A 25812-nucleotide genomic window follows, 5' to 3' on the forward strand; every position below is an offset into this window, starting at 1 on the left:
AACACTCCGCTGACCAGGGCCATACGGGCACCGAATCCGGGGCCGATGACCCTGAACGGCACGAACAGCTATCTGGTCGGCGCCCGGGAATCGGGCGGCATCGTGATCGTCGATCCCGGACCGGACGATGCCGGGCATGTCGGTCGGTTGGCGGCCGCTGGCCGGATCGACCTGATCCTGATCACGCATCACCATCTCGATCACACGGGTGGCAGCGCTGAGCTCCACCGGCTCACAGGGGCTCCTGTCCGTGCGTTCGATCCGGCGTTCTGCATCGCTGGTGCGCCGCTTCTCGACGGGGAGGTCATCGCGGCAGCGGGCACGAGCATCCGCGTCGTTGCCACTCCCGGCCACTCGGCCGATTCGGTCTGCTTCGTCATCGGCGGGGATGGACCTCACGGGTCGATTCTCACCGGTGACACGATCCTGGGGCGCGGCTCGACGGTGATCGCGCGCGGCGACGGCGACCTCGCGGCGTACCTGTCGTCGCTCGAGAGGCTCCGATCACTCGGACCCCTGACAGCGCTCCCCGCTCACGGGCCGATGCTCCCCGATCTCGAGGCAGCCTGCGACGAGTACCTCGCCCACCGGCGCTCACGTCTCGACGACGTGCGGTCGGCGCGTGTGCTGCTCGGCGCAGATGCCACGGTCGCTGCGGTGACTGACATCGTCTACGCCGACATCGACCCTCCACTCCGCTTCGCCGCCGAGTACTCGGTCGAAGCGCAGCTCGCGTATCTCGACGCCATCGACTCCGCCGCTGAGGGAACAAACCCGACGCAGAAGGGCTTCCACTCAGCATGACAACTCTTGGACTCATCGGGTCAGGCCACATCGGCTCCCAGCTCGCACGCGCCGCCGTCTCGCACGGCTACGACGTGATCGTCTCGAACTCCCGCGGACCCGAGTCCCTCACCGAGCTCATCCTCGAACTCGGTGAACGGGCGACAGCAGGGACGACAGCGGATGCCGCGGCGGCCGACCTCGTCGCCGTCGCGATCCCGCTCAGGGAGATCGAGAACCTGCCTGCCGACCTCCTCGCCGGCAAGGTCGTCATCGACACGAGCAACTACTACCCTCAGCGGGACGGACGCATCGCGGTGCTCGACGAGGAGCAGACGACGGTCTCCGAATTGGTGCAGGCGCATTTCACCGACGCCAGGATCGTGAAGGCGTTCAATCACATCTACGCGTCGGCCATCACCGACGACGCCCAGTCAGCGGGGACCGCTGAACGGCGGGCCCTCATCGTCGCCGGGGAGGACGCGGCTGCCAAGGTCACCGTGGGCGCCTTCATCGACGCGATCGGATTCGATGTGCTCGACATCGGCGGACTCGCGGAGAGCTGGCGCATCCAGGTCGGAACGGCCGCCTACGGGCCGCGGCGCGACCGCGAGGAGCTCGAGATCGACATCGCCCAGGCCCAGCGGCCCGGCGGGCACTGAGTCCGGCGGGCGTGGTTTGTAGACCCACGCCACCAGCACGACCGAGATGATCATCAGCAGGAACCACGAGACGAGTTTCGCGGCACTGACGAGGCTCCAGCCATCGAGCTGGTCCGGGTAGAGCCAGGCGCCCGCCCACGTCCCGATGTTCTCGGCCAGCCAGATGAAGATCGCGACGAGCGCGAAAGCGATGAGCAACGGCATCCGGAACGTGCGCCGGAAGATGCGGAAGTGCATCACGGTCCGCAGGTACACGACGATCACCGCGGCGAGCAGCAGCCAGCGGAGGTCGACGATGTAGTGCTGCGTGAAGAAGTTGAGGTAGATCGCCGAGGCGACGATGGCGGTGATCCAGCGCCGCGGGTAGCGGTCGAAGCGCAGGTCGAACAGCCGGTAGACGCGGACCATGTACGACCCGACCGCCGCGTACATGAACCCGCTGAACAGGGGCACTCCGCCGATGCGCAGGATACCCTCCGCCTCGTACATCCATGATCCGACGTCGGTCTTGAACAGTTCCATCACCGTGCCGACGACGTGGAAGAGGATGATCACCCGCAGTTCCCGCAGGGTCTCGAGTTTCGCGGCGACCATGACGATCTGGATCGCGATGGCGGCGAGGGTCAGGGCGTCGTTGCGGGCGAGCGCCGCGTCATCCGGGTACCACAGCCGTGCCGCGACGATGACGACCAGGAGCGCTGCACCGAACGCGCACGCCCACGCCTGTTTCGCTCCGAAGACCAGGAATTCGACGAGTTTGGAGCGGATGCCGTCCGTCGGCGCCGTATCGAGCAGGCGATGCGCGGCATCGTCGATCAGCTGTTCGACCGACGTGAACCTGCGAGCCATTGGTCCAACCTACCCGCGGGCGTCCTCCGCCCGGCGCCTCACGGAGACGGTCACGGTGAACTTGGAGTTCCGCCCGAGCTGGCGGGTGGGCCCGAGAAGCCGTTCGAGCGTCTGGCGGTAGCCGAGGTGGGAGTTCCACACTGTCCACAGTTCGCCTCCCGGTTTCAGCACGCGAGCCGCATCCTGGAACAGCTTCTCCGCGATGCCGGCGTGCACGGTCGCTCCGACGTGGAACGGAGGATTCAGCAGGATGAGCTCGGCGGAGGCGTCCGCCCACGCGGACAGAGCGTCATCCCGCACGACACTCACCCGGTCGGCCACACCGTTCGCGAGGGCGGTCTGGCGTGCGGATGCCACGGCGGCCGCCGATTGATCGGTGGCGGTGACGAGAATGTCCGGGTGGGCGCGGGCGACGGCGGTGGCGAGGACCCCGGCGCCGCAGCCGAGGTCGATGGCCTCCCTGGCGGCGGGCAGAGAGTCGAGGAAGCCGAGCAGGAACCGCGTGCCGATGTCGATCTTCGTGCCGGCGAATGCGGCTCCGTGCGCGCACACCCACAGCCCGAGGTCGTCGTGGAACTCGCGGGCCGGCCAGGCCGGATCGCCCGTCGCATGCCGAGGTCCGCTTGCGACGAGCACCCGTGATTTCTGCTGCGCCAGCGATGCTGCCACTGTCTCGAAGGATCGTCCGAGCACGTCGTTCATGGCGTGGGTCATGTGTTTGACCCGGCCGCCGGCGAAGATCACGACGTCCGGGCTCGCGGTGAGCGCGAGCAGTTCGCTGATCTCGGCGAGTGCGTCCAGTGAGCGGGGCAGCTGGAGCAGGACGGTCCTGGCCCCGCGGAGGGCGGATGCCTCGAGCGGCACGCTCGTGAATGCATCCGTCAGCCCGAAGCTGTCCGCATTCGCGGCGAGTGCCCGCTCACCGGACAGCTCGTCCTGGTGCACGCGGATGCCTGTGGCTCCTGCCGTCGCCGCGGCGAGCGTCAGCGCCCCGTAACGGTCGCCGATCACGACGACGTCGCCTGGTGCTGACGCAGCGAGCGCTTCTGCCGCGGTGCCGAGGAGGAGCCGGTCGGTGGCGTCTGACGCGAGGAGGTTCGGTGCTTCCACGTCTGGCCACCGGCGGAGCCGGTCGAACGGGAAGTCTGTCACTGAATCAGGGTATCGGTGGCGCCTGCATTGACGTGTCTCCCGTGGGCCGCTCGCGGAAGGCGTGCGCCATCCACCACCAGCTGAGCAGCCCGATCAGGGCGCTCACGATGAGGCTGACGATGCCGCCGACAGCGGCAACGGTGACCAGCGGGGTGAAGTCGAAGTCGGAGAGTGAATCGAGCCCGCCGGGGTCGCCGAGGCCCTCGGGCACATTCGTGGTCGGGGTGAACATGTTCCCCAGGTTGAGGAGAGGCGAGGTGATGCCGCTGATGAAGCCGTTGGCGACGATCGCGATGCCGAGTCCGCTCCAGGTGACGGCCACCGGGCGGTTCACCGTGTGGCCGCGAAGAATCCAGATACTGGACAGGTAGCCGAGGACCCAGATGATCACGCCGAGAATCACCATCCCGATGAACCAGGGAGCCGCCGTCGACCAGGCATCCCGGACGAACTGCTCGACGACGTCAGGGCCGGCGAGGCCGTCCTGGGAGAAGTCTTCAGGGTTGCGGCTGGCGATCCAGCCGAACAAGGCTCCGAAGAATGCGCCGAACGCCGCGATGGCCAGTGGAATCATCACCAGGGCGAACCCGAGACTCATCAGGGTGAAGGAGACGGCGCCGGCGATCATGGCACCGCGCTTCTGACGCGGGCCGAGCGGCGGACGGCGGGGCACCGTCGGCCCTGGCGCGTACGCGATGGGTGCCTGCTGCTGATACCCCGGTTGTGCGTATCCCGGTTGCTGCTGGGTGTACCCAGGCGCCTGCTGGAGATAGCCCTGCTGCTGGTGCGGATACGCAGCCGGCTGCTGTGCATGGCCCGGTTGCTGCGGATAGCCCGGTTGCTGCGGATAGCCCGGTTGCTGCGGATAGCCCGGTTGCTGCGGATACCCGGCGGTCGGGTACGCGGGAGCCTGCATGGGCCCGGGTGCCGGAGCCTCGGGCGAGTCAGGGGCAGGAGGCGCCGGGGCGCCGGGAGGCGGGGCCAGCGGTGATCCGGGCGGCGGGCCGTCCGACGCTGCGGGCGGTTGAGGTTCCACCGGCGGCTGCGGTGCCGTCGGGTCAGGACCCGGCTGCTTTCCTGGGGTCGAAGGATTGTCGGGAACGTGCTGTTCGTGCTCGCTCATGCCGCCAGCTTAACGACCCGTTCGCATCCGCGTAACCCACGCGGCCAAATCGGTCGGCCGAGTCGGATTTTGCCTCCGATCAGCCCGAAAGCCCCGGCCGGTCGGGTCCAAAGGGCAGCCAGCAGAATCGAGTGGTCCTGAACGGCTGCCCGCGCGGCATCCGAACGACCATTCGGGCCCACTCGACGCTTGGCGGGTCCGGGATGCCGGCCGCGGTTAGCGCTGGAACGGCCGCCAGATCACGAGCTCCGTGCGTCGCTGGGCGCGCGTGCCGCTCTTCAGCGGAACGACGTCGCCCTGCGATCCGGCCGCGAACACGCGGCGCCCGGGCGACTTCACCAGCTCGCTCGCGAGGGCATGCTCGAGTTCGCGGACGCGCGAGGCCAGCGCCGCCACCTCGTTTTCGAGGGTGAGGATGCGACTGATGCCCTCGAGGCTCACGCCCTCCGCGCTCAGTCGGGCGACTTCGCGCAACTGTGCGACGTCACGCATCGAGTACCTGCGGGACTTGCCCGCGGTTCTCGTCGGGGAGACGAGGCCGAGCCGGTCGTACTGCCGCAGGGTCTGCGGATGCATTCCGGCCAGCTCGGCCGCCATCGCGATCGCGAAGATCGGCGAATTCTCGTCCATCCTCGTTATCCTCGCGCCCGGTGGATGAGGTCCTCGCGTGGGTTCTCGTGCGGTTCCAGCTCGTGGAAGTGCTCGAGAGCGGCCTTGGCTTCCGCGCTGAGGTGCGACGGGACCGCGACCTGGACGACCGCGAGCAGGTCGCCGGTGCCCTTCGCTGTCGATACGCCCCTGCCCTTGACCCGAAGGATCCGGCCAGAGGGGGTCCCAGGAGCGACCCGCAGTTTCACGGGGTCGCCGCCGAGTGTCGGCACCTCGATCGTGGCGCCGAGGGTGGCCTCCACGAACGTGACAGGCACGTTCACGCGCAGGTTGAGCCCGTCTCGTTCGAACACCGGATGCTTGCGCACGGTGACCGTGAGAACGAGGTCGCCGGCAGGGCCGCCGTCCGGAGACGGGTGCCCCTTGCCGCGCAACTTGATCTTCTGTCCGTCGGCGACGCCGGCCGGGATGTTGACCTTGATCGTGCGGCCTTCGGCAGTCTGCAGGGTGATCTGCTCACCCTTGGTCGCCGTGAGGAAGTCGATCGTCGTGGATGCTGTGACGTCGCGGCCGGGCGTCGGCCCGCCGAACCCGCGGTATCCGCCCGTGGGCTGGCCGAAGCCCCCACTGCGCCCGAACATCCCGCCAAGGATGTCTTCGAAGTCGGCCTGCTGGTAGCTGGTGCTGGTGCCGCGTGCGCCGCCACCGAACATCCCGCCGAAGACGTCGTCGAAGCCACCGGATGCCCCGCCGCCGCCTGGGGCGGTGAAGCGGGCTCCTGATCCCATCGCGCGCACGGCGTCGTATTCCTTGCGCTGCTCGGGGTCGTTGAGCACCGAGTATGCCTCGCTGACCTCCTTGAACCGGGATTCAGCCTTGGCGTCTCCCGCGTTCGAGTCGGGGTGGTACTTGCGCGCGAGCTTGCGGTAGGTCTTCTTCAGCTCCTCCGGCGTCACATCCTTCTTGACGCCGAGGATCTTGTAGAAGTCCTTGTCGAACCAGTCCTGACTTGCCATCGCGTCTACTCGGCGGGAACCGCGACGACGACCTTGGCCGCGCGAAGCAGAGTCGAGCCGACGAGGTAGCCGGTTTCGACGACATCGATCACAGTGGCAGCCTCGACGTCCGGCGACGGCTGCTGGAAGACAGCCTCGTGGACGTTGTGATCGAACGCATCGCCCTTCGCGCCGAACGGCACGAGGCCGATCTTCTCGACGCTCCCACGCAGCTTCGCCGCGATCGTCGCGAACGGCGCGTCGCCCTCGAGGTCTCCGTGCTTCTCAGCGCGGTCGAGGTCGTCGAGCACAGGCAGCAGCAGCTTGATGACATCACCGGTGACGCGCTCGCGCTCCACCTCACGGTTCGCCTCGGTGCGCCTGCGGTAGTTGGCGTATTCGGCGGTGACACGCTTGAGGTCGACGAGGTGCTCGTGCTCAGGATCTGCGTCAGCGACGCGCTCGCCGAGATCCTCGTCGAGGCCGTCGGCCTGCGCGGCGTCGAGGATGTCCTGGACCGTCAGTTCGTCTTCGGTCGTCTCGGGCAGTTCGGAGTCCACCTGCGACTCAGGGTCGGAAGCTCGCGCTTCCGACCCCTCGTCCACTGGCTGAACCTCGTCACCGTTGTCTGGAGTCGGGTTCTTGTCAGTCATGTTTACTTCTTGTCGCTCTCGGTCTCGGTCTCGTCATCGACGACTTCGGCGTCGACGACATCCTCATCGGACGCCGTCTCGGTGGGCTGCTCAGCGCCTTCGGCCGGAGCCGACTCCGCCTGCTGGGCCTGCGAGTAGATCGCTTCGCCGAGCTTGACCTGGCTCTCGTTGAGCTTGTCGTACGCGGTCTTCACCGCGGCCTCGTCGTCGCCCGCGAGGGCGGACTTCAGTGCGTCGACGTCGCCCTGGACCTCGCTCTTGACGTCCTCAGGCAGCTTGTCGTCGTTCTCCTTGATGAGCTTGTCGATCGAGTAGGCGAGCTGCTCGGCCGTGTTGCGCGTCTCGGCTGCCTCACGGCGAGCCTTGTCGTCTGCAGCGTGCTCTTCAGCCTCGCGCACCATACGCTCGATGTCTTCCTTCGCCAGCGAGGAACCGCCGGTGATCGTCATCGACTGCTCCTTGCCCGTGCCCTTGTCCTTGGCGGACACGTGCACGATGCCGTTGGCGTCGATGTCGAAGGTGACCTCGACCTGCGGGATGCCGCGAGGCGCAGGGGCGATGCCCGTGAGCTCGAACGTTCCGAGGTTCTTGTTGTCGCGGGTGAACTCACGCTCACCCTGGAAGACCTGGATCGCGACGGACGGCTGGTTGTCGTCCGCCGTCGTGAAGGTCTCGCTGCGCTTGGTCGGGATGGCCGTGTTGCGCTCGATGAGCTTGGTCATGATGCCGCCCTTGGTCTCGATGCCGAGGGAGAGCGGGGTGACGTCGATGAGGAGGACGTCCTTGCGCTCGCCCTTCAGCACACCGGCCTGGAGTGCGGCGCCGACGGCGACGACCTCGTCAGGGTTGACACCCTTGTTGGGCTCCTGTCCACCGGTCTCTTCCTTCACGAGCGCTGAGACGGCGGGCATCCTGGTGGAACCACCGACGAGCACGACGTGCGCGATGTCGCCGACCTTGATGCCTGCCTCACGGATGACGTCCTGGAACGGCTTCTTCGTGCGGTCGAGGAGGTCGCTGGTCATCTGCTCGAACTGGGCGCGGGTGAGCGTCTCGTCGAGGTTGGCCGGACCGTTCTCGGTGAGCGAGAGGTACGGGAGCTGGATCGACGTGGACATGCCAGAAGACAGTTCCTTCTTGGCCTGCTCAGCGGCTTCCTTGAGACGCTGCTTGGCGATCTTGTCGTTCGAGACGTCGACGCCTGTGGTCTCCTTGAAGCGCTTGATCAGGTGCTCGACGACGCGCTGGTCCCAGTCGTCTCCACCGAGGCGGTTGTCACCGGCGGTCGCGCGGACCTGGATGGTCGAGAAGTCGTCGTCCTTGCCCACTTCGAGCAGCGAGACGTCGAAGGTTCCGCCACCGAGGTCGAAGACCAGGATGAGCTCGTCTTCCTTGCCCTTGTCGAGGCCGTAGGCGAGTGCGGCAGCGGTCGGCTCGTTGATGATGCGGAGCACGTTGAGTCCGGCGATCTCGCCGGCTTCCTTCGTGGCCTGGCGCTCGGCGTCGTTGAAGTACGCGGGGACGGTGACGACGGCATCCGTCACCGTGTCGCCGAGGTACTGCTCGGCGTCGCGCTTGAGCTTGGCGAGGATCCGTGCCGAGATCTCCTGCGGGGTGTACTTCTTGTCATCGACGGCGAAGGTCCAGTCGGTGCCCATGTGGCGCTTGACTGATGCGATCGTCCTGTCGACGTTGGTGACGGCCTGACGCTTGGCGGTCTCACCGACGAGCACCTCGCCGTCCTTGGTGTACGCGACGACCGACGGGGTGGTGCGGAGGCCCTCGGCGTTCGCAATGACGGTGGGCTCACCACCCTCGAGGACGGCAACGACCGAGTTGGTGGTTCCGAGGTCGATTCCTACTGCACGTGCCATGTGTTTCTATCTCCTTTGAGACCGGGTACGGTCTGATTCGAATGGGGCCTGAAAAGCGGCCGGAGTCGAAGTTCGTGAAAGCCCCTCATAGTTGAGCGGCGATGACTCAAGTTTACCGGCGCGTGGAGGCCTGTCAACTTCTCACAGCGAATCTTGAGCCAGCCCGACTCAACTTTGCCGGACATCCGGATGCGACGAAACGGGCGGCCCCCGCAGGGACCGCCCGTTTCACGTCAGTCGGCGGATGCCGTCACTCGGTTCGGCGAACGGCGGCAGCGATCCCCGCGATCACCAGAACAGCGCCGGCGGCGATCAGGCCGGCGATCAGCCAGGTCACCGGGTCCTGCACGAACGGCACGACCGCGTTCGCGACCATGAATCCCGCGAACACGAGCAGCAGCACACCCCAGAAGATCGTCCCGAACCGTGCGGGCAGCCGCTTGCGGTCCGCGGCAGGCGCGGGGGGCGTCGCCGCCGGAGCCGTGTAGTCGGTCCGGAACCAGGACGCCGGGTCCGTGGCGTCCTCGGTCGGGCTGACCGGCTCCGTCGGCCTGGTCGGGCTGTCCGGGCTGATCGGCTCCGTCGGCCGCGTCGTTCCGGCCGGGTCGATCGGCACGGTCGGTCGGTTGTCGTTGTCGTTGTCGTTGTCGGTCATCGTCCGCTCCTCACGCTGTCATCGATGTTCACTCCGGCCGCGGCGACCCAGACCCTCACGGTCGTCGTGTCGTCCGAGGCGGTGAGGCCGTAGCGGACCTCGTCCCGGTAGAAGACGCCTCCGCGGCTGTGGTTGTCGCCATCCTCATCGACGTAGTTGAGCCCGGCGACGAGGCCGTTGACCTCGATGATGACGGGCACGTCCTCCGGGAGGACGATGTCGAGGGAGCCCGCGGCGAGCCAGAGGTCCACCGTTCCCCCGACGTCCGCCGACTGGTCGTCCAGTCCGGTGAGGTCGAGCGTGGGTGCGCCGGCAACCATGGCGTACCCTGTCGACTCGTCCTGAGGTGCGTCAGAGACCATCCAGGTGGTGTTTCCGACCACCGACACGGAAGTGCCGCGGGGGAAGACTCCGGCGAACAGGATCGCGATGATGGCGAGGACCGAGAAGAAACCGAGCGCCCCGCTCTCCTTGCCCCGGATGCCGGCGATGATCGTTGCGACCGCGAGGACGCCGAGGGCGGTTCCCAGGCCGAGGACGAGAGCCGCGTTCGACCACTCCCGGTAACCGAAGAGCAGGGGCGCGAGCGCTCCGGCGACGACGGCGAGCCCGAGGGAGATCGAGACGTATGCGGCGCCCGGCTGGCGTCGACGATAGCGCTCCTCGTGTTCGCGACGCTGTTCGGCCCGAGCGGCGTCGCGCTGACGCCGCTGCGCTTCTCTTTCGGCCACGCTCGGGTTCGGGAACCCGTGGTGTGCCGCCGACGGGGTGGCGAACCAGCTCGACGAGCCCGCGGTGGACGAGCCGGTGAGGGGTTGCGATGCATCCGCAGGCGTCGATGGGGACTCCGGGAACCCGGTTGCCGTGGATGCAGCACCGGCGGCGCCGGCGGCTGCAGTGGCATCCGCCGTGCCCGCAGTCGGAGCAGCTGTCGGCTGCGGCGTCCAGAACTCCGCGTGGGAGGTGCCTGCAGGAACCGGCGCCCGGGGCACCCGGCGGGCGATGTAGACGGTGAGCCAGATCAGCCCGGCGACCAGAGCAAGGATCCAGCCGGTGCGCAGGGTGGCCTCGAGCCAGCCGGGCATGTTCCACCAGTCGGGGACCCCGCGCCACCACACGCCCTGCATGAAGGGAAGGAAGGTGAGCACGATCAGCACGCCGATGGCGACCATGGCGGGTTCGAATACGCCCTTGATCGCCTGCTCGACGTGGATCCGGCCGCTGGAGTCGGGCAGGAGCGCCCAGGCGACGGCGTAGAGGAAGAGCACGGGGCCACCGAGGATCGCGACGACGAGGATGGCGCCGCGGATGATCAGCGGGTCGAGCCGGGTGTGGGCCGCGATCCCGCCGGCCACACCGGCGAGCCAGTGGTCGTCTGAGCGACTGAGGCCGAGTCCCCGGATCCAGTCGAAGAATGAGCCGGAGTACTGCGCTCCTGGCGGTGTCGCCGACGGTCCTGCCGGGCTTGATGGTGCGTTCGTCATGCTTCGAGTGTGGAGCGGCCGGGCGGCCGCTGCCATGGGGTATCACCCTGATCGCACCCTGAGATGCGTCGGGGGCGGCTGTATTCGCGCAGTCAGGGTGCTTGGATGGCTCATATGGATACCCCCGTGATGACCCGCCCGCAGGTGCGGCTCATCGGTGGCGTCTGCGCGGGGTTCGCCGATCACACCGGTCTTCCCCTCGCGCTCGTCCGCACCGCCACGGTCGTCCTCGCGGTGTGCGGCGGCGCCGGATTCCTCCTCTACGGCTGGCTGTGGGCGACGACCCCGACCAGGACGGATGCCGTCGAGCCGGTGAAGAGGACACTCACCCGCCCCGCGGAACAACCGGACGCAATGGACGCGCCACATGACAGGCGCTCCGCCCCCGTGACGGAGATCCTGCTTGGGCTCGCCCTGCTGGCGGCCGGCGGCGCGCTCGTGGCGTCGCGAATGGGCGTCGATGTCCCGCTCGCATTCATCATCCCCACCATCGTCGTGCTCGCAGGGGCCGGCCTGGCCTGGCGGCAGTTCGACGACCTCCGCCGGCAGCGATCGTCCTCGTCCTCCGCGCTGCTCGTCCGCGCCCTCGGCGCGCTCGTGCTCGTCGCCCTCGGCATCCTGCTGTTCTTCGTGACCGGGGAGGAACCGAACCTCTGGACCGTGTTCGTCGCCGCCATCGCCGTCCTCGTCGGTGTCGCCATCGTCGTCGCGCCGTGGCTCGTCCGGCTGACCAGGGACCTCGCCGACGAGCGTGCCGCCCGCGTCCGCGAAGCCGACCGCGCCGAGATCGCCGCACACTTGCACGACTCCGTGCTCCAGACCCTTGCCCTGATCCAGCAGAAGGCCGACCCGGCCAGCGAAGCCTCACGGCTGGCCAGGGCCCAGGAACGCGAACTGCGCGACTGGCTGTTCGCCGGATCCCCAGGGGCCTCAGTGAATCTGGCCGACGAACTCCGCAGGATCGCCGCGGTGATCGAGCAGGAGTACGCGGCGCACATCGACGTCGTGTCCGCAGGGCAGAGCCCGGACACGGTGCCAGACGCGCTCCTCGGCGCGGCGAGGGAGGCCATGCTCAACGCGGCCAGGCACGCAGGCGGAACCGTCTCGGTCTACCTCGAGTCCTCGCCGACGAGCGTCGAGCTCACCGTCACCGACCGCGGCCCCGGTCTGAACCTCGACGACATCCCGAACGACAGGATGGGCGTGCGGGAGTCGATCCTCGGGCGGATGCGACGGATCGACGGCACCGCCGAGCTCCGCCCAGGCCCAGGCGGCACAGGCACCGAAGTCCGTCTTCTTCTTCCCCTGACCGATGGAGTGCACCATGTCGACAGCTGAACCGACCAGGCCGGACCTCACGGTCGTCATCGTCGACGACCACTCCATCTTCCGCTCAGGGCTGCGTTCCGACCTGGCCGACAGCATCCGTGTCATCGGCGAAGCGGCGACAGTGGACGAGGCCGTCGCCCTCGTCTCCGCCACCCAGCCGCAGGTCGTCCTGCTCGATGTCCACCTGCCGGGAGGGGCAGGTGGGGGCGGAGCCGAGGTCATCCGACGGTCCGCAGCCGCGGCCCCGCAGACCAAATTCCTCGCGTTGAGCGTTTCGGATGCCGCTGACGACGTCGTCACCGTCATCCGGAGCGGAGCTCGCGGCTACATCACCAAGAGCGCATCGGGTGCCGACGTGTCCGATGCAGCCCACCGGGTCGCAGACGGTGACGCCGTCTTCTCGCCGCGGCTCGCCGGTTTCGTGCTCGACGCCTTCGGCGCCGTGTCCGGTGAGACCGCTGAAGCTTCTGACGAACTCGACCGGCTGTCCGCACGCGAGCAGGAGGTGATGCGCCTCATCGCCCGCGGTTACGCATACAAGGAGGTCGCCAGCGCCTTGTTCATCTCCGTGAAGACCGTAGAGACCCACGTGTCGAGCGTGCTGCGCAAGCTCCAGCTGTCGTCGCGGCACGAACTGACCGCATGGGCTCTCGAGCGAAAACTGCTCTGAAGCGTCGACACGGCGCAGGTGTTGCGGGCAGAAACTTCACCTCCGGTTTCCCGGATGCCACTAGCCTGACCTCATGAGCACGAATGCCAGCGACGGCAACCCGCCAACCGTCGCCCCTGCCCTCTCCGAGACCCCGAAGGCGATCAGCCCGAAACGGGTCCTGGCCTGGGGGCTCTGGGACTGGGGATCCGCTGCGTTCAACGCCGTGGTCACCACGTTCGTCTTCACCGTCTACCTCACCTCTGATGCGTTCGGTGGGGAGGCGGTGGTGTCGGCTCAGCTCGGCTGGGCACTCGCAGGCGCCGGCCTCCTCATCGCCGTCCTCGCCCCGGTCACCGGGCAGCGGTCGGACAGTTCCGGCCGACGCAAGTTCTGGCTCGCCGTCAACACCTACATCGTCGTCGCCCTCACGGCATGCATGTTCTTCGTCGCACCCGAGCAGGAATACCTCTGGCTCGGTCTGTTCCTCGTCGCCGCCGGCAACGTGTTCTTCGAGTTCGCCGGTGTCAACTACAACGCCATGCTCGCCCAGGTCTCCACCCCGAAGACGGTCGGCCGCGTATCAGGCATCGGCTGGGGACTCGGCTACCTCGGCGGCATCGTCCTGCTGCTCATCGTGTACTTCGGCTTCATCCAGCCCGACGTCGGACTGTTCGGGATCACCGGCGAGAACGGGATGGACATCAGGGTCACCGTGCTCATCTCGGCGATCTGGTTCGGGGTCTTCGCCCTCCCCGTGCTCTTGTCCGTTCCTGAGTACGAGGGCGTCGGCGCCCGCAGAGCGAAGATCGGCTTCTTCGCCTCATACCGCCGCCTTTTCAACGACATCAGGAAGCTCTGGGACGAGAGCCGCCAGACCGTCTACTTCCTGCTCGCCAGCGCGGTCTTCCGCGACGGACTCGCCGGCGTCTTCACCTTCGGCGGCGTTCTCGCGGCCGGGTCGTTCGGCTTCTCGGCCGGCGAGGTCATCGTCTTCGCCATTGCCGCGAACGTCGTAGCGGGAATCTCGACCATGACCGTCGGCCTTCTCGACGACCGGCTCGGCGCCAAGCCGGTGATCATGGCATCCCTCATCGGCCTCGTCATCGCCGGTCTCGCCGTCTTCTTCTTCCACGACGGCGGCCAGATCGTCTTCTGGACCTTCGGTCTCGCCCTCTGCCTCTTCGTCGGCCCTGCGCAGTCGGCGTCCCGGTCGTTCCTGGCACGGCTCATCCCCGCCGGTCGCGAGGGCGAGGTGTTCGGTCTGTACGCAACAACGGGCCGAGCCGTCTCGTTCCTGGCCCCCACCGCGTTCGCCCTCTTCGTGACCGTCGGCGGAGAACAGTACTGGGGCATCCTCGGTATCGTCCTCGTCATTTTCGTCGGACTTCTGCTGCTCCTCCCGGTTCAGGCGAAGCAGCAATCCCTGAAATAGCGGCCTCACGCCCTGCCGAAAGATAGGATCTCTGCATGGCGGTCACCGACGAGGCAATTCTCAAGATCAAAGAGATGATCATCTCAGGCGAGCTCGGTCCTGGCGACAGGCTGCCGCCCGAGAAGGAGCTCTCCGAACGCCTCGGCCTCTCCCGCAGTTCGATGCGCGAAGCGGTCAAGGCGCTCGAGGTGATCCGGGTCCTCGATGTCCGTCGTGGCGACGGAACCTACGTCACGAGCCTGGAACCCCGGCTCCTCCTCGAGGCGATGTCCTTCGTCGTCGACCTGCACGACGACTCATCGATCCTCGAACTGTTCGCGGTGCGCCGCATCCTCGAACCGGCGGCTGTCGCCCTCGCCACCGGGCACATGACGGATGCCGTCATCACCGAGCTCCGCGCCAGGATCGACTCCGTCGACAACGCCACTGACGTCGAGGGGCTCGTCGCCCACGACCTCGAGTTCCACGGCGCAATCGTCGCCACGGCCGGGAACGCCTATCTCGGCAGCCTGATCGAATCCCTGTCGAGTCACACGGTGCGCGCACGGATCTGGCGGGGACTCACCCAGAAGAACTCGGTGGACCGAACGCTTGCCGAGCACAGGGCCATCGTCGACGCGCTCGAGCGCGGAGACGCGGAACTCGCGCAGGCGCTCACCGTCGTGCACATCTCCGGTGTGGAACAGTGGCTCAGGGATGCCGTCGGCTGATCAAGGTGAGCGGGTCTAGAGCCCGCGTGCCACTGCCGCCTCGAACTCGACGGCCGAGGAGTCGCTGACATCGTGCTGGAACGCGGCAAGCAGCACTGGGGGCGCCGCGGTGAAGCAGGGCACGTCGCGCAGTGCCAGATCGACGATGTCCGACGGGCTGCGCAGGCTCGCCGCGAGCACGTCTGTGCCGCTGCCGGCGACGAGAGCCTGCATCGCGGCGATCTCGGCGAGCCCGTCCCTGCCAGAGTCGTTCAACCGGCCGAGGTACGGTGCGATGTAGCGTGCGCCGATCGTTGCTGACGCGAGCGCCTGCGCCGATGAGTACACGGCCGTGATCAGCACCGAAGCACCGTTTCTGACCAGCTCGGATGCCGCGGCGAATCCGGCCCGTGTCGCCGGCACCTTCACGACGGCGAGGTCACCGAGGGCCAGGATGTCGTCGGCGTTCGCGAGCATGTCTGCGGTCGTCCCGCCCCAGGTCTGGAAGAAGATCTCTTTCGCACCCTCTGACTCCCACCGCGCGTAGAGGGAGGGGATGTCGTTCACACTCTTCCCGCCGCGTTCGAGAATGGTCGGGTTCGTCGTGACACCGTGCACGAATCCGGAGGTGAGCAACTCGGCGACCGCATCGACATCGGCGCTGTCGGCGTAGAAACGGGGTTCGGCTGGCATGGGAGCACCTTCGGTTCACGGGGATCTCGTCCCGGGAAGCGTACCAAGTTCCCACCCCGGAAAACCACGCGGCTGGCCCACCTGTCCGCTAATGTAATGACAAGCAACAGGGGACCCGACGAGGGGTTCCCGTGACGGGCGCAACGCCCTGCGAAAGGCAACAATGAGCCAGACACAGTCGTCGGCATCCGCGCCGGGCGGCGTGCTGATCGTCGGCAGCATCACCGCCGACCTCACCACGTTCTCTTCCCGACTTCCTGCACGAGGCGAGACCATCCTCGGCGAGAACTTCACCCTCGTGCTCGGCGGGAAAGGCGCGAACCAGGCTGTCGCCGCCGGGCTGGCAGGGGGCAATGCCCACATGGTCGGCTGCGTCGGCACCGACCTCTTCTCCGATCTCGTCACCGGCGGACTGAGGGATGCCGGCGTGCACATCGACCACGTCCGTACCGTGCCAGGTCCGACCGGGATCGCCCACATCCGCGTCGACGATTCAGGCGAGAACGACATCGTCATGGTGCCGCTGGCGAACTCATCGCTGAGCGAGTCGCAGATCGACACCGCGTTCGACGAGCTCGGCGCCCGCTGCCGGGTGCTCCTGACCCAGCTGGAGATCCCCTGGGCGCTCACCCAGTACGCCGTCCGCAAGGCGCATGACGCCGGGCTGACGGTCGTCCTCGACCCCGCCCCTGCCGCCGCCCTCGACGAGAGCATCTGGCCGCTGGTCGACATCGTCACACCGAACGAGACCGAGGCATCGATCCTCACGGGAATCGCCGTCACCGATCAGGCATCCGCCATCGAAGCCGGCCGCTGGTTCACCGCGAGGGGAGCCACGAGCGCGCTGATCACCATGGCAGCGGCCGGAGCCGTCCTCGTCACAGCGGAGGACGTCGAGACGTTCGACTCGATCCAGGTCGACGCCGTCGACACGACTGCGGCAGGTGACGCCTTCGCCGGCTACCTCGGCGCCTCCCTCGCCGACGGCTACGGGATCACGGATGCCATCCGCCGGGCGATCGCCGCCGGTGCGCTCACCGTGACCCGCCGAGGCGCCTCCCCGAGCCTCCCCCACCGCGACGAGGTCGACGCTCTCGCCGCCTCACAGAAAGCCGTCAGCCGATGAGGAGCTCGAACACCACGATCAACCCGCAGCTCTCCCGGATCATCTCGGAGACCGGGCACACCGATCTTCTCGTCGTCACCGACGCCGGCCTGCCCATCCCCTCCGGATCCGAACGCGTCGACCTGGCCTACCGCCCGGGCGACCCGGCGTTCTTCGACGTGCTCGACACCGTCCTCGCCGAACTCGTCATCGAGGGCGCCATCGTCTCCGCCGAAGTCGAAGAGCGCAGCCCGCAGGTCCTCCAGGGCCTCCGCGACCGGCTCGACCCCCTCGGCGTGACCATCGAACTCATCCCCCACGTGGAATTCAAGCTCCGCACCCATGACGCCAGGGCATTCGTCCGCTCGGGCGAGTTCACCCCGTACGCCAACGTCATCCTCCAGGCCGGCGTGGCCTACTAACGCCCAGGCAGAATCGACCCCAGTGACCCTCGCGACCGACCCAGAACTCGACCGCGGCACCGCCGCGGACATCGACCGGCAGGCTCCAGTGCCGATGTACCACCAGCTCAAACACCGGATCATCGACGACATCGCCAGGCTCGGCCTGCGCCCGGGAGACCTTCTGCCCGGGGAGCACCGGCTCTGCGAGCAGTTCGGCGTGTCGCGCACGGTGGTCCGGCAGGCGCTGTCGCAACTCGAGCACCAGGGCGTGATCGAGCGCGTCAAGGGCAAGGGCACCTTCGTGGCACACCAGAAGACCCCGGAAAGCCTCGTCCACACGCTCACCGGGCTGTACGAAGAGGTCGCCGCCCGCGGCGGCCACGTGCACAGCGACGTCCGCAGGCAGGAGGTCGCCCCGGCCGACGACGAGGTCGCGGATGCCCTCGGAGTCGCCCCAGGCGCCCCCGTCGTCGTCATCGATCGACTCAGGCACGTCGACGACGAGCCGTGGTCCTGGTCGACGACGTACCTGCCTCACGACATCGGCCTTCTCGTCCTGGAGGACGACCTGCGGGACCAGTCGCTCTACGCGTTGCTCGGGACCCACGGCATCCGTGCGGTCCGCGGCGTGCGCTCAGCGGAGGCCGCGTCTGCGACAGAGGAGCAGGGCGACCTGCTCGGAGTCGGAACCGGCCAAGCCCTCCTCGTGCTTCGAAGCGTCGGTTACGACGAGAACGACCGGCCGATGGAGTTCTTCATCGCGTACCACCGTGGTGATCGCAGCCGCTTCGAGTTCCAGCTCAACGCGTCTCCCGACGACCCCAGCACTGCGTCGCTGCGCCACACCGGGCTGCGTTGATCAACCGGAGACCGGATTCAACCTGTAATTACATGTCACCTGTAATTACAGGTACTCTGTAACTGCAGCATCGCCGCTGCGCCGACCGAGGAGACACCGTGCCGACCTATTCCGCCCTTCCCGTTCCGCCGATGAGCATCCGTTTCGACCCGGCCGGAGGGACGCTCCAGCCGGAGGGACCGACCCTCACCCGTCGCATGTCAGATCTCGAAGGACTGTTCCGCGACCACGCGGCCTGGGAGAAGGCCGTCGCGGACGGCGACCCCGTCGTCTACTCCGTCGTCTCGTCGCGTGTGCCTGAGGTCGAACGCGAACTCCCCCAGTCGATCACGACGATCCAGCCGGGGGCGACCGCAGGCGAGCTCTGGATGACCAAGGGGCACCAGCACCCCAACCACCAGGGCGAGATCTACCTGGGCATCTCCGGTCACGGCGGGTTGCTGATGTTCAACGGCACGGAGACCGAGTGGGTCGACATGACGCCGGGAACGATCGGCTACATGCCGCCTGGCTGGGCACACCGCAGCATCAACGTCGGAGACGAGCCTTACTCGTTCCTCGCCGTGTACCCCGGCGGCGCCGGCCACGACTACGGCTGGGTCCTCGAGCACGGGATGGGCCGCCGTGTTCTCGCCGGGGATTCCGGCGTCGAGTTCGTCGACTACGACGCGAGCTGATCGACATGATCATCGCGCACGACCTCGGGACCACGGGAAACAAGGCGTCGCTGCACACCGACGACGGCCGCCTGGTCAGCGCCGTCACGGTCGGCTACCCCGCTCACTTCGCCGACGGCGGCGTCGCCGAGCAGGACCCTGAGGACTGGTGGAACGCGGTCGTCCAGGCGACGCGCGACCTGATCGCGCGCTCCGACGTCGACCCTGGGCAGGTCACAGGGATGGCCATCAGCGGCCAGATGATGGGCGCCGTCCTCCTCGACTCCGCCTACCGCCCGGTGCGACCGGCGATCATCTGGGCAGACACGCGCTCGAGCGCGCAGACCTCGGCACTGGAGTCCGTCATCGGCCAGGGCCGCGCGTACTCACTGCTCGGGCACCGGCTCAACCCCACCTACTCGCTCGAGAAGATCATGTGGGTGCGCGACAACGAACCCGACGTCTTCGCGCGGGTCGCGCATTTCTGCGTCGCCAAGGACTTCGTCATCCACCGGCTCACCGGGCGTCTTGCCACAGACCGGTCGGATGCATCCGCCACGAACGCATACCACCAGGGGCGTGGCACCTGGTCGCCCGACATGCTCGCCGCGGCCGGGCTCGACCCCGCTCTGTTCCCCGACGTCCTCGAGTCGACGGAGATCGTGGGCGAACTCACCGCGGATGCGGCGAGCGCCACGGGGCTGAACCGCGGCACCCGTGTCGTGATGGGCGGAGGCGACGGCCCCATCGCCGCGGTCGGCGCTGGGATCGTCGCTCCCGAAGACGGTGCATACGTCTGCCTCGGTACCTCCTCGTGGATCTCCTTCGCCAGCAACACCCCGGTCTACGACCCTCTGATGCGGACCATGACGTTCGACAACGTCGTGCCGGGGAGCTACGTGCCCACGGCCACCATGCAGGCGGGAGGCGCTGCGCTCGCGTGGGTCAACGAGCTGCTCAGCCCTGAGCCGTCCGGCGCCTCACTTTCAGCGCTCGTCGCCGATGCCTCCACGGCGGGTGCCTCGACGAGCGGGCTCTATTTCCTCCCCTATCTCCTCGGCGAGCGTTCCCCGTACTGGAACCCGGATGCCGCAGGCGCCTTTCTCGGAATCGGCAGGCACCACGGGCGGGCCGCCATGACGCGTGCCGTGCTCGAGGGCGTCGCCTTCAACCTGCTCACCTGCATCCAGGCCTTCCGCGAATCCGGCGCGACAGTCGACAGGATCGACGCGATCGGTGGAGGCGCGGCGAGCGACGTGTGGCTGCAGATCCTCGCCGACGTCTGGGGCGTTCCTGTGCGCCGCCGGAGCATCGTGGAGGAGGCGAACAGCCTCGGCGCTGCCGTCACTGCGGCGGTCGGACTCGGCCTCGTCGACGACTTCGGCGCAGCGCGCGGCCTCTCCGAGGTCACCGCCGAGTTCTCCCCCGACGCTTCCAGGCACTCCGACTACCTCGGCAGGCACCGGGTCTTCCTCGACGGCTACGCCGGGCTCGAAGCCTGGAACAGCGGCAGGATCTCGCGCTGATGGCCGTGATCCTCGCTACGAGCAGGTCGTTCTCCTCGGGCTCCCGCGACCTCATCGGTGAGCTCGCCTCCGCGGGCCACACCGTCACCATCGCCGGCTCCGGCCACGACCTCGACGAGCTCCGCCCCGCCCTCGCCGATGCCGTCGCGTGGATCGCAGGGACCGGCCCGGTGACCGCTGAACACCTGGCTGCCGCCCCTCGGCTGAAGGTCGTCGCCAGGTACGGTGTCGGCTTCGAGGCCGTAGACCTCGAAGCGGCCCGCGAGCGCGGAGTCGTCGTGACCAACACCCCCGGCGCCAACAGCAGCGCCGTGGCGGACCACACGGTCGGACTGATGCTCGCCGTGCTCCGCGGAACGACCGAGGGCGATCGCCGGGTGCGCGCAGGCGACTGGTCGGTGCTCCGCGGCCGTGAACTCGGGTCGCTGACCGTCGGCATCGTCGGATTCGGACGGATCGGCCAGGGGGTCGCCCGACGACTGTCCGGTTTCGGCTCCAGAGTCGTCGCCCACGACCCGTGGCTGGCAGGCGACGCCATCCGCGCAGCAGGCGCAGAACCCCTCGACGTCGCGTCGATGGCGGCACGGTGCGACCTCGTCAGCCTCCACGCACCGGGCGGAACCGCGATCGTGGATGCCGGCTGGCTGGCATCCGCCCGCCCTGGTCTCGTGCTCGTGAACACGGCCCGCCCCGACCTCGTCGACGAGGAGGCGGTCGCCACCGCCCTCCGGAACGGCGTCATCGCCGGATTCGCCGCGGACACTCTCACAGGGGACACGAGCGGCCTCCCCTCCGCGCTGCTGGCGGAGGACATCGCCGACCGGGTCATCGTGACCCCGCATTTCGGCGCCCAGACGGTCGAAGCGGTCGACGGCATGGGTTCGCTCGCCGTCGACAACGTGCTCGCCGTGCTGGGCGGCGCCGCTCCTCCTCATCCCGTCCCGTCGAAAGGCTGAGCATGTCGCTCGAAACCCTGAAGTCCACCCGTGTGCTCGCCGTGCTGCGTGCGCCGTCCGCCGAGAGCGCCATCCGCGCCGCCGACGCCCTGGTCGACGGTGGCGTCACAGGCCTCGAGATCACCTATTCGACCCCGGACGCGCCAGCCGTGATCCGAGCGCTCGACGAGAAGTACGGCGACAGGATCTATCTCGGAGCCGGAACGGTGACCACGGCGCGGGAGGCGGAACGGGCAGCGGATGCCGGTGCACGATTCCTCGTCAGCCCCGGCACGCGCGAGTCGCTCATCGCCGCGATGAAGGCCACGGGTCTCATGGTCATGACGGGCGCTCTCAGCCCCACCGAAGTCATGGCCGCAGTGGAGTACGGAAGCGACGTGGTCAAGATCTTCCCGGCATCACTCGGCGGACCGGCGTATCTCAGAGCCCTTCGCGGGCCATTCCCCGGCGTGCCACTCATGCCAACAGGGGGCGTCACCCCCGAGAACATCGATGAATGGTTCGATGCAGGTGCGATCGCCGTCGGCGCGGGTGGAGACCTCTGCCCGGCCGCAGCACTGTCCGCGCAGGACTGGGCGGAGATCACCCGCCGCGCCGAGCTGTTCTCGCGCACGGGGGCATCCGTATGAGCGGACACATGGGATTCGTCGGGGTCAGCACCTCCGGCTCATCGATCATGAAGATCTTCCCGCGCTGGGCCGAGATCCTCGACCTGCCGACCAGGACCCTCGTCGGGCACGACCTCCCGCTCGACGCCTCGGCCGCGGACTACCGCACGCTCGTCGAGCAGATCCGCGACGACCCCGACCACCTCGGCGCCCTCGTCACCACGCACAAGATGGGGCTGTTCGAGGCCGCGAGCGACCTCTTCGACGACCTCGACTCGTTCAGCACCCTCTGCGGCGAGGTGTCGAGCATCTCGAAGCGTGACGGCGCCCTGCTCGGTCACGCCAAGGACCCGATCACCGCTGGACTCGCGGCGAGCGAGTTCCTCCCCTCGGACCATTTCGCATCGACCGGCGCCGAGGTCCTGATCCTCGGAGCGGGCGGCGCAGGGACGGCGCTCAGCTGGTACCTCAGCGAGCGCGACGACCGTCCGCGCGCGATCGTCGTGACCGACACGAGCACAGCGAGGCTCGACCACCTCCGCGATGTCCACTCTCGCCGCGGCACACCGGCGGAGCTCATCCGTTACGTCCTGGCATCCGACGCGCAGGTGACCAGGGACCTGCTCGCAGCGCTGCCGGCGTCCAGCCTCGTGGTGAACGCGTCAGGGCTCGGTAAGGACCGGCCCGGCTCCCCCGTCCCCGACGACGCCACGTTCCCCCACGGAGCGTTCGTCTGGGAGTTCAACTACCGCGGAAGCCTCGAGTTCCTCGCACAGGCCAGGGAGCAGGAGTCGGCATCCGACCTCGTGGTCATCGACGGCTGGAGGTACTTCATCCACGGCTGGACGCAGGTGATCGCCGAGGTCTTCGCCATCGACCTCACCGACGCGCTCGTCGAGCGTCTCGCCGAATCGGCGGCGGACGCTCGATGACCAGCGTGCCCGGTCTCGTTCGCACGGTGCTCGGCGACGTGCCCGCAGGCGACCTCGGCCGGGTGGACTACCACGAGCACCTCTTCCAGGTCTCACCGCTCCTGCCGGGGGACGAACTGACCGACGAGGCAGCGTCGCAGGCGGAGGCCGCCTCATTGCGGTCGAGCGGCTTCGACACGATGGTCGACGCCACCCCGGTCGGCCTGGGGCGGAACCCGGCAGCGGTGGCGAGGATCAGCTGGGCCACCGGCCTCACGGTCGTGGCGACGACCGGCGCCCACCGGGATGCCCACTACCCGGCGGATCACTGGCTGAGGGACCTGGATGTCACGGCGCTGACGGCACTCTTCCTCGCGGACCTGACGGCGGGGATGCCGCGCATCGACGGCTCAGGGGAACGGGCATCCGGCCCCGATGGGACGCCGGTGCGCGCCGGAGTGCTCAAGGCGGGTATCGACTACTGGAACATCTCGGCGTTCGAGCGGACCGTCATCGACGCGATCGCGGGCGCGCACGCCGAAACGGGCGCGCCGGTGATGGTGCACCTCGAATTCTGCACGGCCGCACACGACGTGCTCGACCTTCTCGAGCAGGGCGGTGTGCCGTCGAACCGTGTCGCTCTCGCCCACGCCGACAGGAACCCGGACGCCGGGCTGCATCTCGAACTGGCCGCCCGCGGCGCGTTTCTCGGCTACGACGGGATGGCTCGGCCCCGCACGCGCACGGATGCCGAACTGCTCGACCTCACCGCGGAGGTCGTCGCGGGGGGCGCCTCGGTGCTTCTCGGTGGCGACGTCGCACGCAGCACGCGGTACGTTGCGTACGGCGGGATGCCAGGACTCGCGTACCTCGGGCAGCGCTATCTTCCCCGCCTGGCCGATCGGATCGGCGGTGAGGCCGTTCGCGGCATCCTTTCCGACAGCCCGCAACGCTGGCTGGCGTGGGACGGTCACTGATCAGGCCGCGAGGCCTTCAGCGGCCAGGTCTCTCCACAACGCATCGGGGATGACCGCAGCCATCCGTTCGGCGTTCTGACGCATCTCGGCCGGGTCCGCCGATCCGACGACAACCGTGCGGACGGCAGGGTCCAGGAGGCTGTACTGCAGCGCCGCGGCCGGGAGCTCCACTCCGTGCGCTGCGCAGACCGCGGCGATCCGCCCGGCCTTCTCGAGCATCGCAGGCGGCACGGGCCCGTATTCGAAGTGTGCGTCTGCGCGGGGTTCGGGGGTCGCGAGCAGTCCGGAGTTGAAGACACCCACGTTGACGATGCCGACACCCCTCGCGAGGCAGAGCTCCGAGAGGGCTGACCGGGCCGACTGATCGAGCAGGGTGTACCGGTTCGAGACCATCACGAGGTCGAGGTCACTGCCGTCGACGGCGGCCTGAAGAATGCCCACGTCGCTCGTGCCGACGCCGACCGCACGCACGAGTCCCTCGTCCCGCAGGGAGGCGAGCGCGTCGAGCGCGCCGGGGATGGCATCCTGCACCCCGTACTGCTCGGGGTCGTGCAGGTAGAGGATGTCGATACGGTCGAGCCCGAGCCGATCGAGCGAGTCGTCGAGGCTGCGACGGATGCCCTCGGCCGAGTAGTCCCAGACCCTCCGCGCTGTCGCGGGCACGAGGAACCAGGTGTCGTCAGGCTCTCCGGCACGCTCAGGGGTGGGCTCCAGGAGCCGTCCCACCTTGGTGCTGATGAGGTACTCGTCACGTGGTTTGCCGGTGAGGAACTCGCCGATCCGCCGCTCGGACAGCCCGAGCCCATAGTGCGGCGACGTGTCCACGTAACGGATGCCGAGGTCCCAGACCGTCTCGAGTGTCGCGGCGGCCTGCGCGTCGTCGACGGCCCGGAACAGGTTGCCGAGTGATGCTCCGCCGAAGGAGAGGCGGCCGAAGTCGATGGGGCTCGCAGGGGTCGTCACTGGGGCGGATCCTTCCGGGTGCAGCACAGCCCCTCCCCCGCTCGAACGGGGAAGGGGCCGGGCACTGCAATGGAGCGGTGTTACTTGTAGAGGACGGACGCGATCTCTTCGTCTTCCATGTTGGTGGCGTCGTACCAGAAGTAGCCGGTGTCGATGACTTCCTCAGGGGTGTCGCCCTGGATGATGTCGTAGGCCGCCTGAACGACCTCCTCGCCGATACCGATCGGGTTCTGGGTGATGGCGCCGGCCATGATGCCGTTGGTGATGGCATCGATCTGGGCCTGGCCGGAGTCGAAGCCGACGACGGTCAGTTCGCCCTCGTCGAGGCCGAGCTCACCGACGGCGTTGACGACGCCGATGGCAGAACCCTCGTTGGTGCCGTAGATGCCCTTGAGGTCCGGGTGGGCCGAGATCATGGCCTTGGCGATGTCAGCCGACTTGAGGTGGTCGCCGTCACCGTACTGGATGTCGACGATCTCGATGTCGGGGTATTCGGCTTCCATCTGCTCGACGAATCCGTCACGACGCTCGACACCGGTGGAGTTGATCTGGCTGTGGCCGACGATCGCGACCTCGCCCTCTCCGCCGATCAGTTCAGCCATGTGGTCGGCGGCGAGTGCGCCGGCGCCCAGGCTGTCGGTCTTGGCGATGCTCTGGCCGTATTCGCTCGAGCAGCCGGCGTCGAACTCGACGATCGGGATGCCTGCGGACTCAGCGGACTCGTACAGCGGGATGCAGGCCTCGGGGTCGAGGGCTGCGAAACCGATGGCATCCGGCTTCTTGTCGATGGCTGCCTGCAGCATCTGCAGCTGGCCGTCGATCTCGGTTTCGGCGGCAGGGCCGTCGAAGGTCACTGTCACACCGAGCTCTTCAGCGCGCTGTTCGGCACCGGTCTTGACTGCCTGCCAGAACTGGTGCTGGAAGCCCTTGGACACGAGTGCGATCGTGATGTCGCCGTCGCCGCCTTCGGCGTCGTCGGTCGTTCCGCCGCCGCCACCGTTCGAACAGCCGGCGAGGCTGAGTGCCACCGCGGCCGCGGTCGCGAGGACTGCGACTTTCATACCTGTTTTCATCGAATAACTCCATTGTTCGTTCGGGGCCAGCCGGGGGGCTGACTCGGCCATGCTATTTCGTTCGAGTGACCGTATGGTGGCGAAAGTACATGTAGATACAAGATCGTTATATCCCTGTAATCCCGCCGATGCAATCGATT

Annotated in this window: 26 protein-coding genes and 1 pseudogene; 15 read left to right on the top strand and 12 right to left on the bottom strand. The window is 67.9% G+C overall.

Features of this window, described 5'->3' with window-relative positions; translation table 11 throughout:
• The first annotated feature begins 45 nt into the window (after window positions 1–45).
• Together AC1M0F_RS12050 and AC1M0F_RS12055 are read left to right on the top strand one after the other, a co-directional pair.
• The gene (locus tag AC1M0F_RS12050; RefSeq protein WP_480238497.1) at window positions 46–804 is read left to right on the top strand and encodes an MBL fold metallo-hydrolase; all 759 of its coding nucleotides are present in this window, start codon (window positions 46–48) and stop codon (window positions 802–804) included.
• Window positions 801–1445, top strand: a complete 645-nt coding sequence (locus tag AC1M0F_RS12055) for an NADPH-dependent F420 reductase (RefSeq protein ID WP_480238498.1) — start codon at window positions 801–803, stop codon at window positions 1443–1445. The genes AC1M0F_RS12050 and AC1M0F_RS12055 overlap by 4 nt, the downstream gene beginning before the upstream one ends.
• On the opposite strand, the pseudogene AC1M0F_RS12060 reads toward AC1M0F_RS12055, so the two are convergent.
• The 9 genes and pseudogenes from AC1M0F_RS12060 to AC1M0F_RS12100 form a co-directional block, all read right to left on the bottom strand.
• Window positions 1446–2294: pseudogene (locus AC1M0F_RS12060) on the bottom strand (DUF817 domain-containing protein); the annotation flags it as partial.
• A gap of 9 nt (window positions 2295–2303) precedes the next feature.
• Window positions 2304–3446 (bottom strand): class I SAM-dependent methyltransferase, encoded by a 1143-nt coding sequence (locus tag AC1M0F_RS12065; protein WP_480238499.1) that lies wholly within the window; start codon window positions 3444–3446, stop codon window positions 2304–2306.
• 4 nt (window positions 3447–3450) lie between these two features.
• Window positions 3451–4569, bottom strand: a complete 1119-nt coding sequence (locus tag AC1M0F_RS12070) for a DUF2062 domain-containing protein (protein ID WP_480238500.1) — start codon at window positions 4567–4569, stop codon at window positions 3451–3453.
• Between the two features lie 216 nt (window positions 4570–4785).
• On the bottom strand, window positions 4786–5199 hold the full coding sequence (locus AC1M0F_RS12075) for a heat shock protein transcriptional repressor HspR (RefSeq protein ID WP_480238501.1): 414 nt from the start codon (window positions 5197–5199) through the stop codon (window positions 4786–4788).
• Window positions 5200–5204: 5 nt separating this feature from the next.
• Window positions 5205–6194: a DnaJ C-terminal domain-containing protein gene (locus AC1M0F_RS12080; protein WP_480238502.1), complete on the bottom strand. Its 990-nt coding sequence runs from the start codon at window positions 6192–6194 to the stop codon at window positions 5205–5207.
• A 5-nt stretch (window positions 6195–6199) separates the two neighbouring features.
• A complete protein-coding gene (locus tag AC1M0F_RS12085) occupies window positions 6200–6826 on the bottom strand; it encodes a nucleotide exchange factor GrpE (RefSeq protein WP_480238503.1) in 627 nt (208 codons plus the stop codon).
• Window positions 6827–6828: 2 nt separating this feature from the next.
• Window positions 6829–8700 carry a molecular chaperone DnaK gene (dnaK, locus tag AC1M0F_RS12090; RefSeq protein ID WP_480238504.1) on the bottom strand — a complete coding sequence of 624 codons (1872 nt, stop codon included), beginning with the start codon at window positions 8698–8700 and terminating at the stop codon, window positions 6829–6831.
• A gap of 250 nt (window positions 8701–8950) precedes the next feature.
• The gene (locus tag AC1M0F_RS12095; RefSeq protein ID WP_480238505.1) at window positions 8951–9355 is read right to left on the bottom strand and encodes a hypothetical protein; all 405 of its coding nucleotides are present in this window, start codon (window positions 9353–9355) and stop codon (window positions 8951–8953) included.
• Window positions 9352–10839, bottom strand: coding sequence for a PspC domain-containing protein (locus AC1M0F_RS12100; protein ID WP_480238506.1), 1488 nt, complete (start codon window positions 10837–10839; stop codon window positions 9352–9354). The genes AC1M0F_RS12095 and AC1M0F_RS12100 overlap by 4 nt, the downstream gene beginning before the upstream one ends.
• A 114-nt stretch (window positions 10840–10953) precedes the next feature.
• Here AC1M0F_RS12100 and AC1M0F_RS12105 point away from each other — a divergent pair, with 114 nt between their 5' ends.
• The 4 genes from AC1M0F_RS12105 to AC1M0F_RS12120 all read left to right on the top strand — a co-directional run bounded on the left by AC1M0F_RS12105 (window position 10954) and on the right by AC1M0F_RS12120 (window position 14962).
• Entirely contained in the window at window positions 10954–12177 is a 1224-nt protein-coding gene (locus AC1M0F_RS12105) for an ATP-binding protein (RefSeq protein WP_480238507.1), read from the top strand.
• The gene (locus AC1M0F_RS12110; RefSeq protein WP_480238508.1) at window positions 12164–12838 is read left to right on the top strand and encodes a LuxR C-terminal-related transcriptional regulator; all 675 of its coding nucleotides are present in this window, start codon (window positions 12164–12166) and stop codon (window positions 12836–12838) included. Before AC1M0F_RS12105 ends, AC1M0F_RS12110 begins: the two co-directional genes overlap by 14 nt.
• A 73-nt stretch (window positions 12839–12911) precedes the next feature.
• Window positions 12912–14252: an MFS transporter gene (locus AC1M0F_RS12115; RefSeq protein ID WP_480238509.1), complete on the top strand. Its 1341-nt coding sequence runs from the start codon at window positions 12912–12914 to the stop codon at window positions 14250–14252.
• A gap of 35 nt (window positions 14253–14287) precedes the next feature.
• A complete protein-coding gene (locus tag AC1M0F_RS12120) occupies window positions 14288–14962 on the top strand; it encodes a FadR/GntR family transcriptional regulator (RefSeq protein ID WP_480238510.1) in 675 nt (224 codons plus the stop codon).
• A gap of 15 nt (window positions 14963–14977) precedes the next feature.
• Here AC1M0F_RS12120 and AC1M0F_RS12125 read toward each other — a convergent pair whose 3' ends face one another.
• Window positions 14978–15634: a transaldolase family protein gene (locus AC1M0F_RS12125; protein WP_480238511.1), complete on the bottom strand. Its 657-nt coding sequence runs from the start codon at window positions 15632–15634 to the stop codon at window positions 14978–14980.
• Between the two features lie 163 nt (window positions 15635–15797).
• On the opposite strand from AC1M0F_RS12125, the gene AC1M0F_RS12130 reads away from it, so the two are divergent.
• From AC1M0F_RS12130 to AC1M0F_RS12170, 9 genes are all read left to right on the top strand, one after another.
• The gene (locus tag AC1M0F_RS12130) at window positions 15798–16760 is read left to right on the top strand and encodes a ribokinase (RefSeq protein ID WP_480238512.1); all 963 of its coding nucleotides are present in this window, start codon (window positions 15798–15800) and stop codon (window positions 16758–16760) included.
• The gene (gene rbsD, locus AC1M0F_RS12135; RefSeq protein ID WP_480238513.1) at window positions 16757–17161 is read left to right on the top strand and encodes a D-ribose pyranase; all 405 of its coding nucleotides are present in this window, start codon (window positions 16757–16759) and stop codon (window positions 17159–17161) included. The genes AC1M0F_RS12130 and rbsD overlap by 4 nt, the downstream gene beginning before the upstream one ends.
• 22 nt (window positions 17162–17183) lie before the next feature.
• Entirely contained in the window at window positions 17184–18002 is an 819-nt protein-coding gene (locus AC1M0F_RS12140; protein ID WP_480238514.1) for a GntR family transcriptional regulator, read from the top strand.
• 98 nt (window positions 18003–18100) lie between these two features.
• A complete protein-coding gene (locus AC1M0F_RS12145) occupies window positions 18101–18679 on the top strand; it encodes a glucose-6-phosphate isomerase family protein (RefSeq protein ID WP_480238515.1) in 579 nt (192 codons plus the stop codon).
• 5 nt (window positions 18680–18684) lie between these two features.
• A complete protein-coding gene (gene xylB, locus AC1M0F_RS12150) occupies window positions 18685–20184 on the top strand; it encodes a xylulokinase (RefSeq protein WP_480238516.1) in 1500 nt (499 codons plus the stop codon).
• Window positions 20184–21140, top strand: a complete 957-nt coding sequence (locus AC1M0F_RS12155; RefSeq protein WP_480238517.1) for an NAD(P)-dependent oxidoreductase — start codon at window positions 20184–20186, stop codon at window positions 21138–21140. Before xylB ends, AC1M0F_RS12155 begins: the two co-directional genes overlap by 1 nt.
• Window positions 21141–21142: 2 nt before the next feature.
• On the top strand, window positions 21143–21769 hold the full coding sequence (locus AC1M0F_RS12160; RefSeq protein WP_480238518.1) for a bifunctional 4-hydroxy-2-oxoglutarate aldolase/2-dehydro-3-deoxy-phosphogluconate aldolase: 627 nt from the start codon (window positions 21143–21145) through the stop codon (window positions 21767–21769).
• Entirely contained in the window at window positions 21766–22680 is a 915-nt protein-coding gene (locus AC1M0F_RS12165) for a shikimate dehydrogenase family protein (protein ID WP_480238519.1), read from the top strand. Before AC1M0F_RS12160 ends, AC1M0F_RS12165 begins: the two co-directional genes overlap by 4 nt.
• Entirely contained in the window at window positions 22677–23636 is a 960-nt protein-coding gene (locus AC1M0F_RS12170; protein WP_480238520.1) for a phosphotriesterase family protein, read from the top strand. The genes AC1M0F_RS12165 and AC1M0F_RS12170 overlap by 4 nt, the downstream gene beginning before the upstream one ends.
• Here the strand turns inward: AC1M0F_RS12170 and AC1M0F_RS12175 are convergent, their stop codons facing one another.
• Together AC1M0F_RS12175 and AC1M0F_RS12180 are read right to left on the bottom strand one after the other, a co-directional pair.
• Window positions 23637–24599, bottom strand: a complete 963-nt coding sequence (locus tag AC1M0F_RS12175; RefSeq protein ID WP_480238521.1) for an aldo/keto reductase — start codon at window positions 24597–24599, stop codon at window positions 23637–23639.
• An 80-nt stretch (window positions 24600–24679) separates the two neighbouring features.
• Entirely contained in the window at window positions 24680–25660 is a 981-nt protein-coding gene (locus tag AC1M0F_RS12180; RefSeq protein ID WP_480238522.1) for a substrate-binding domain-containing protein, read from the bottom strand.
• Window positions 25661–25812 lie beyond the last annotated feature (152 nt).

This window comes from Mycetocola sp. Y719, assembly GCF_056713205.1.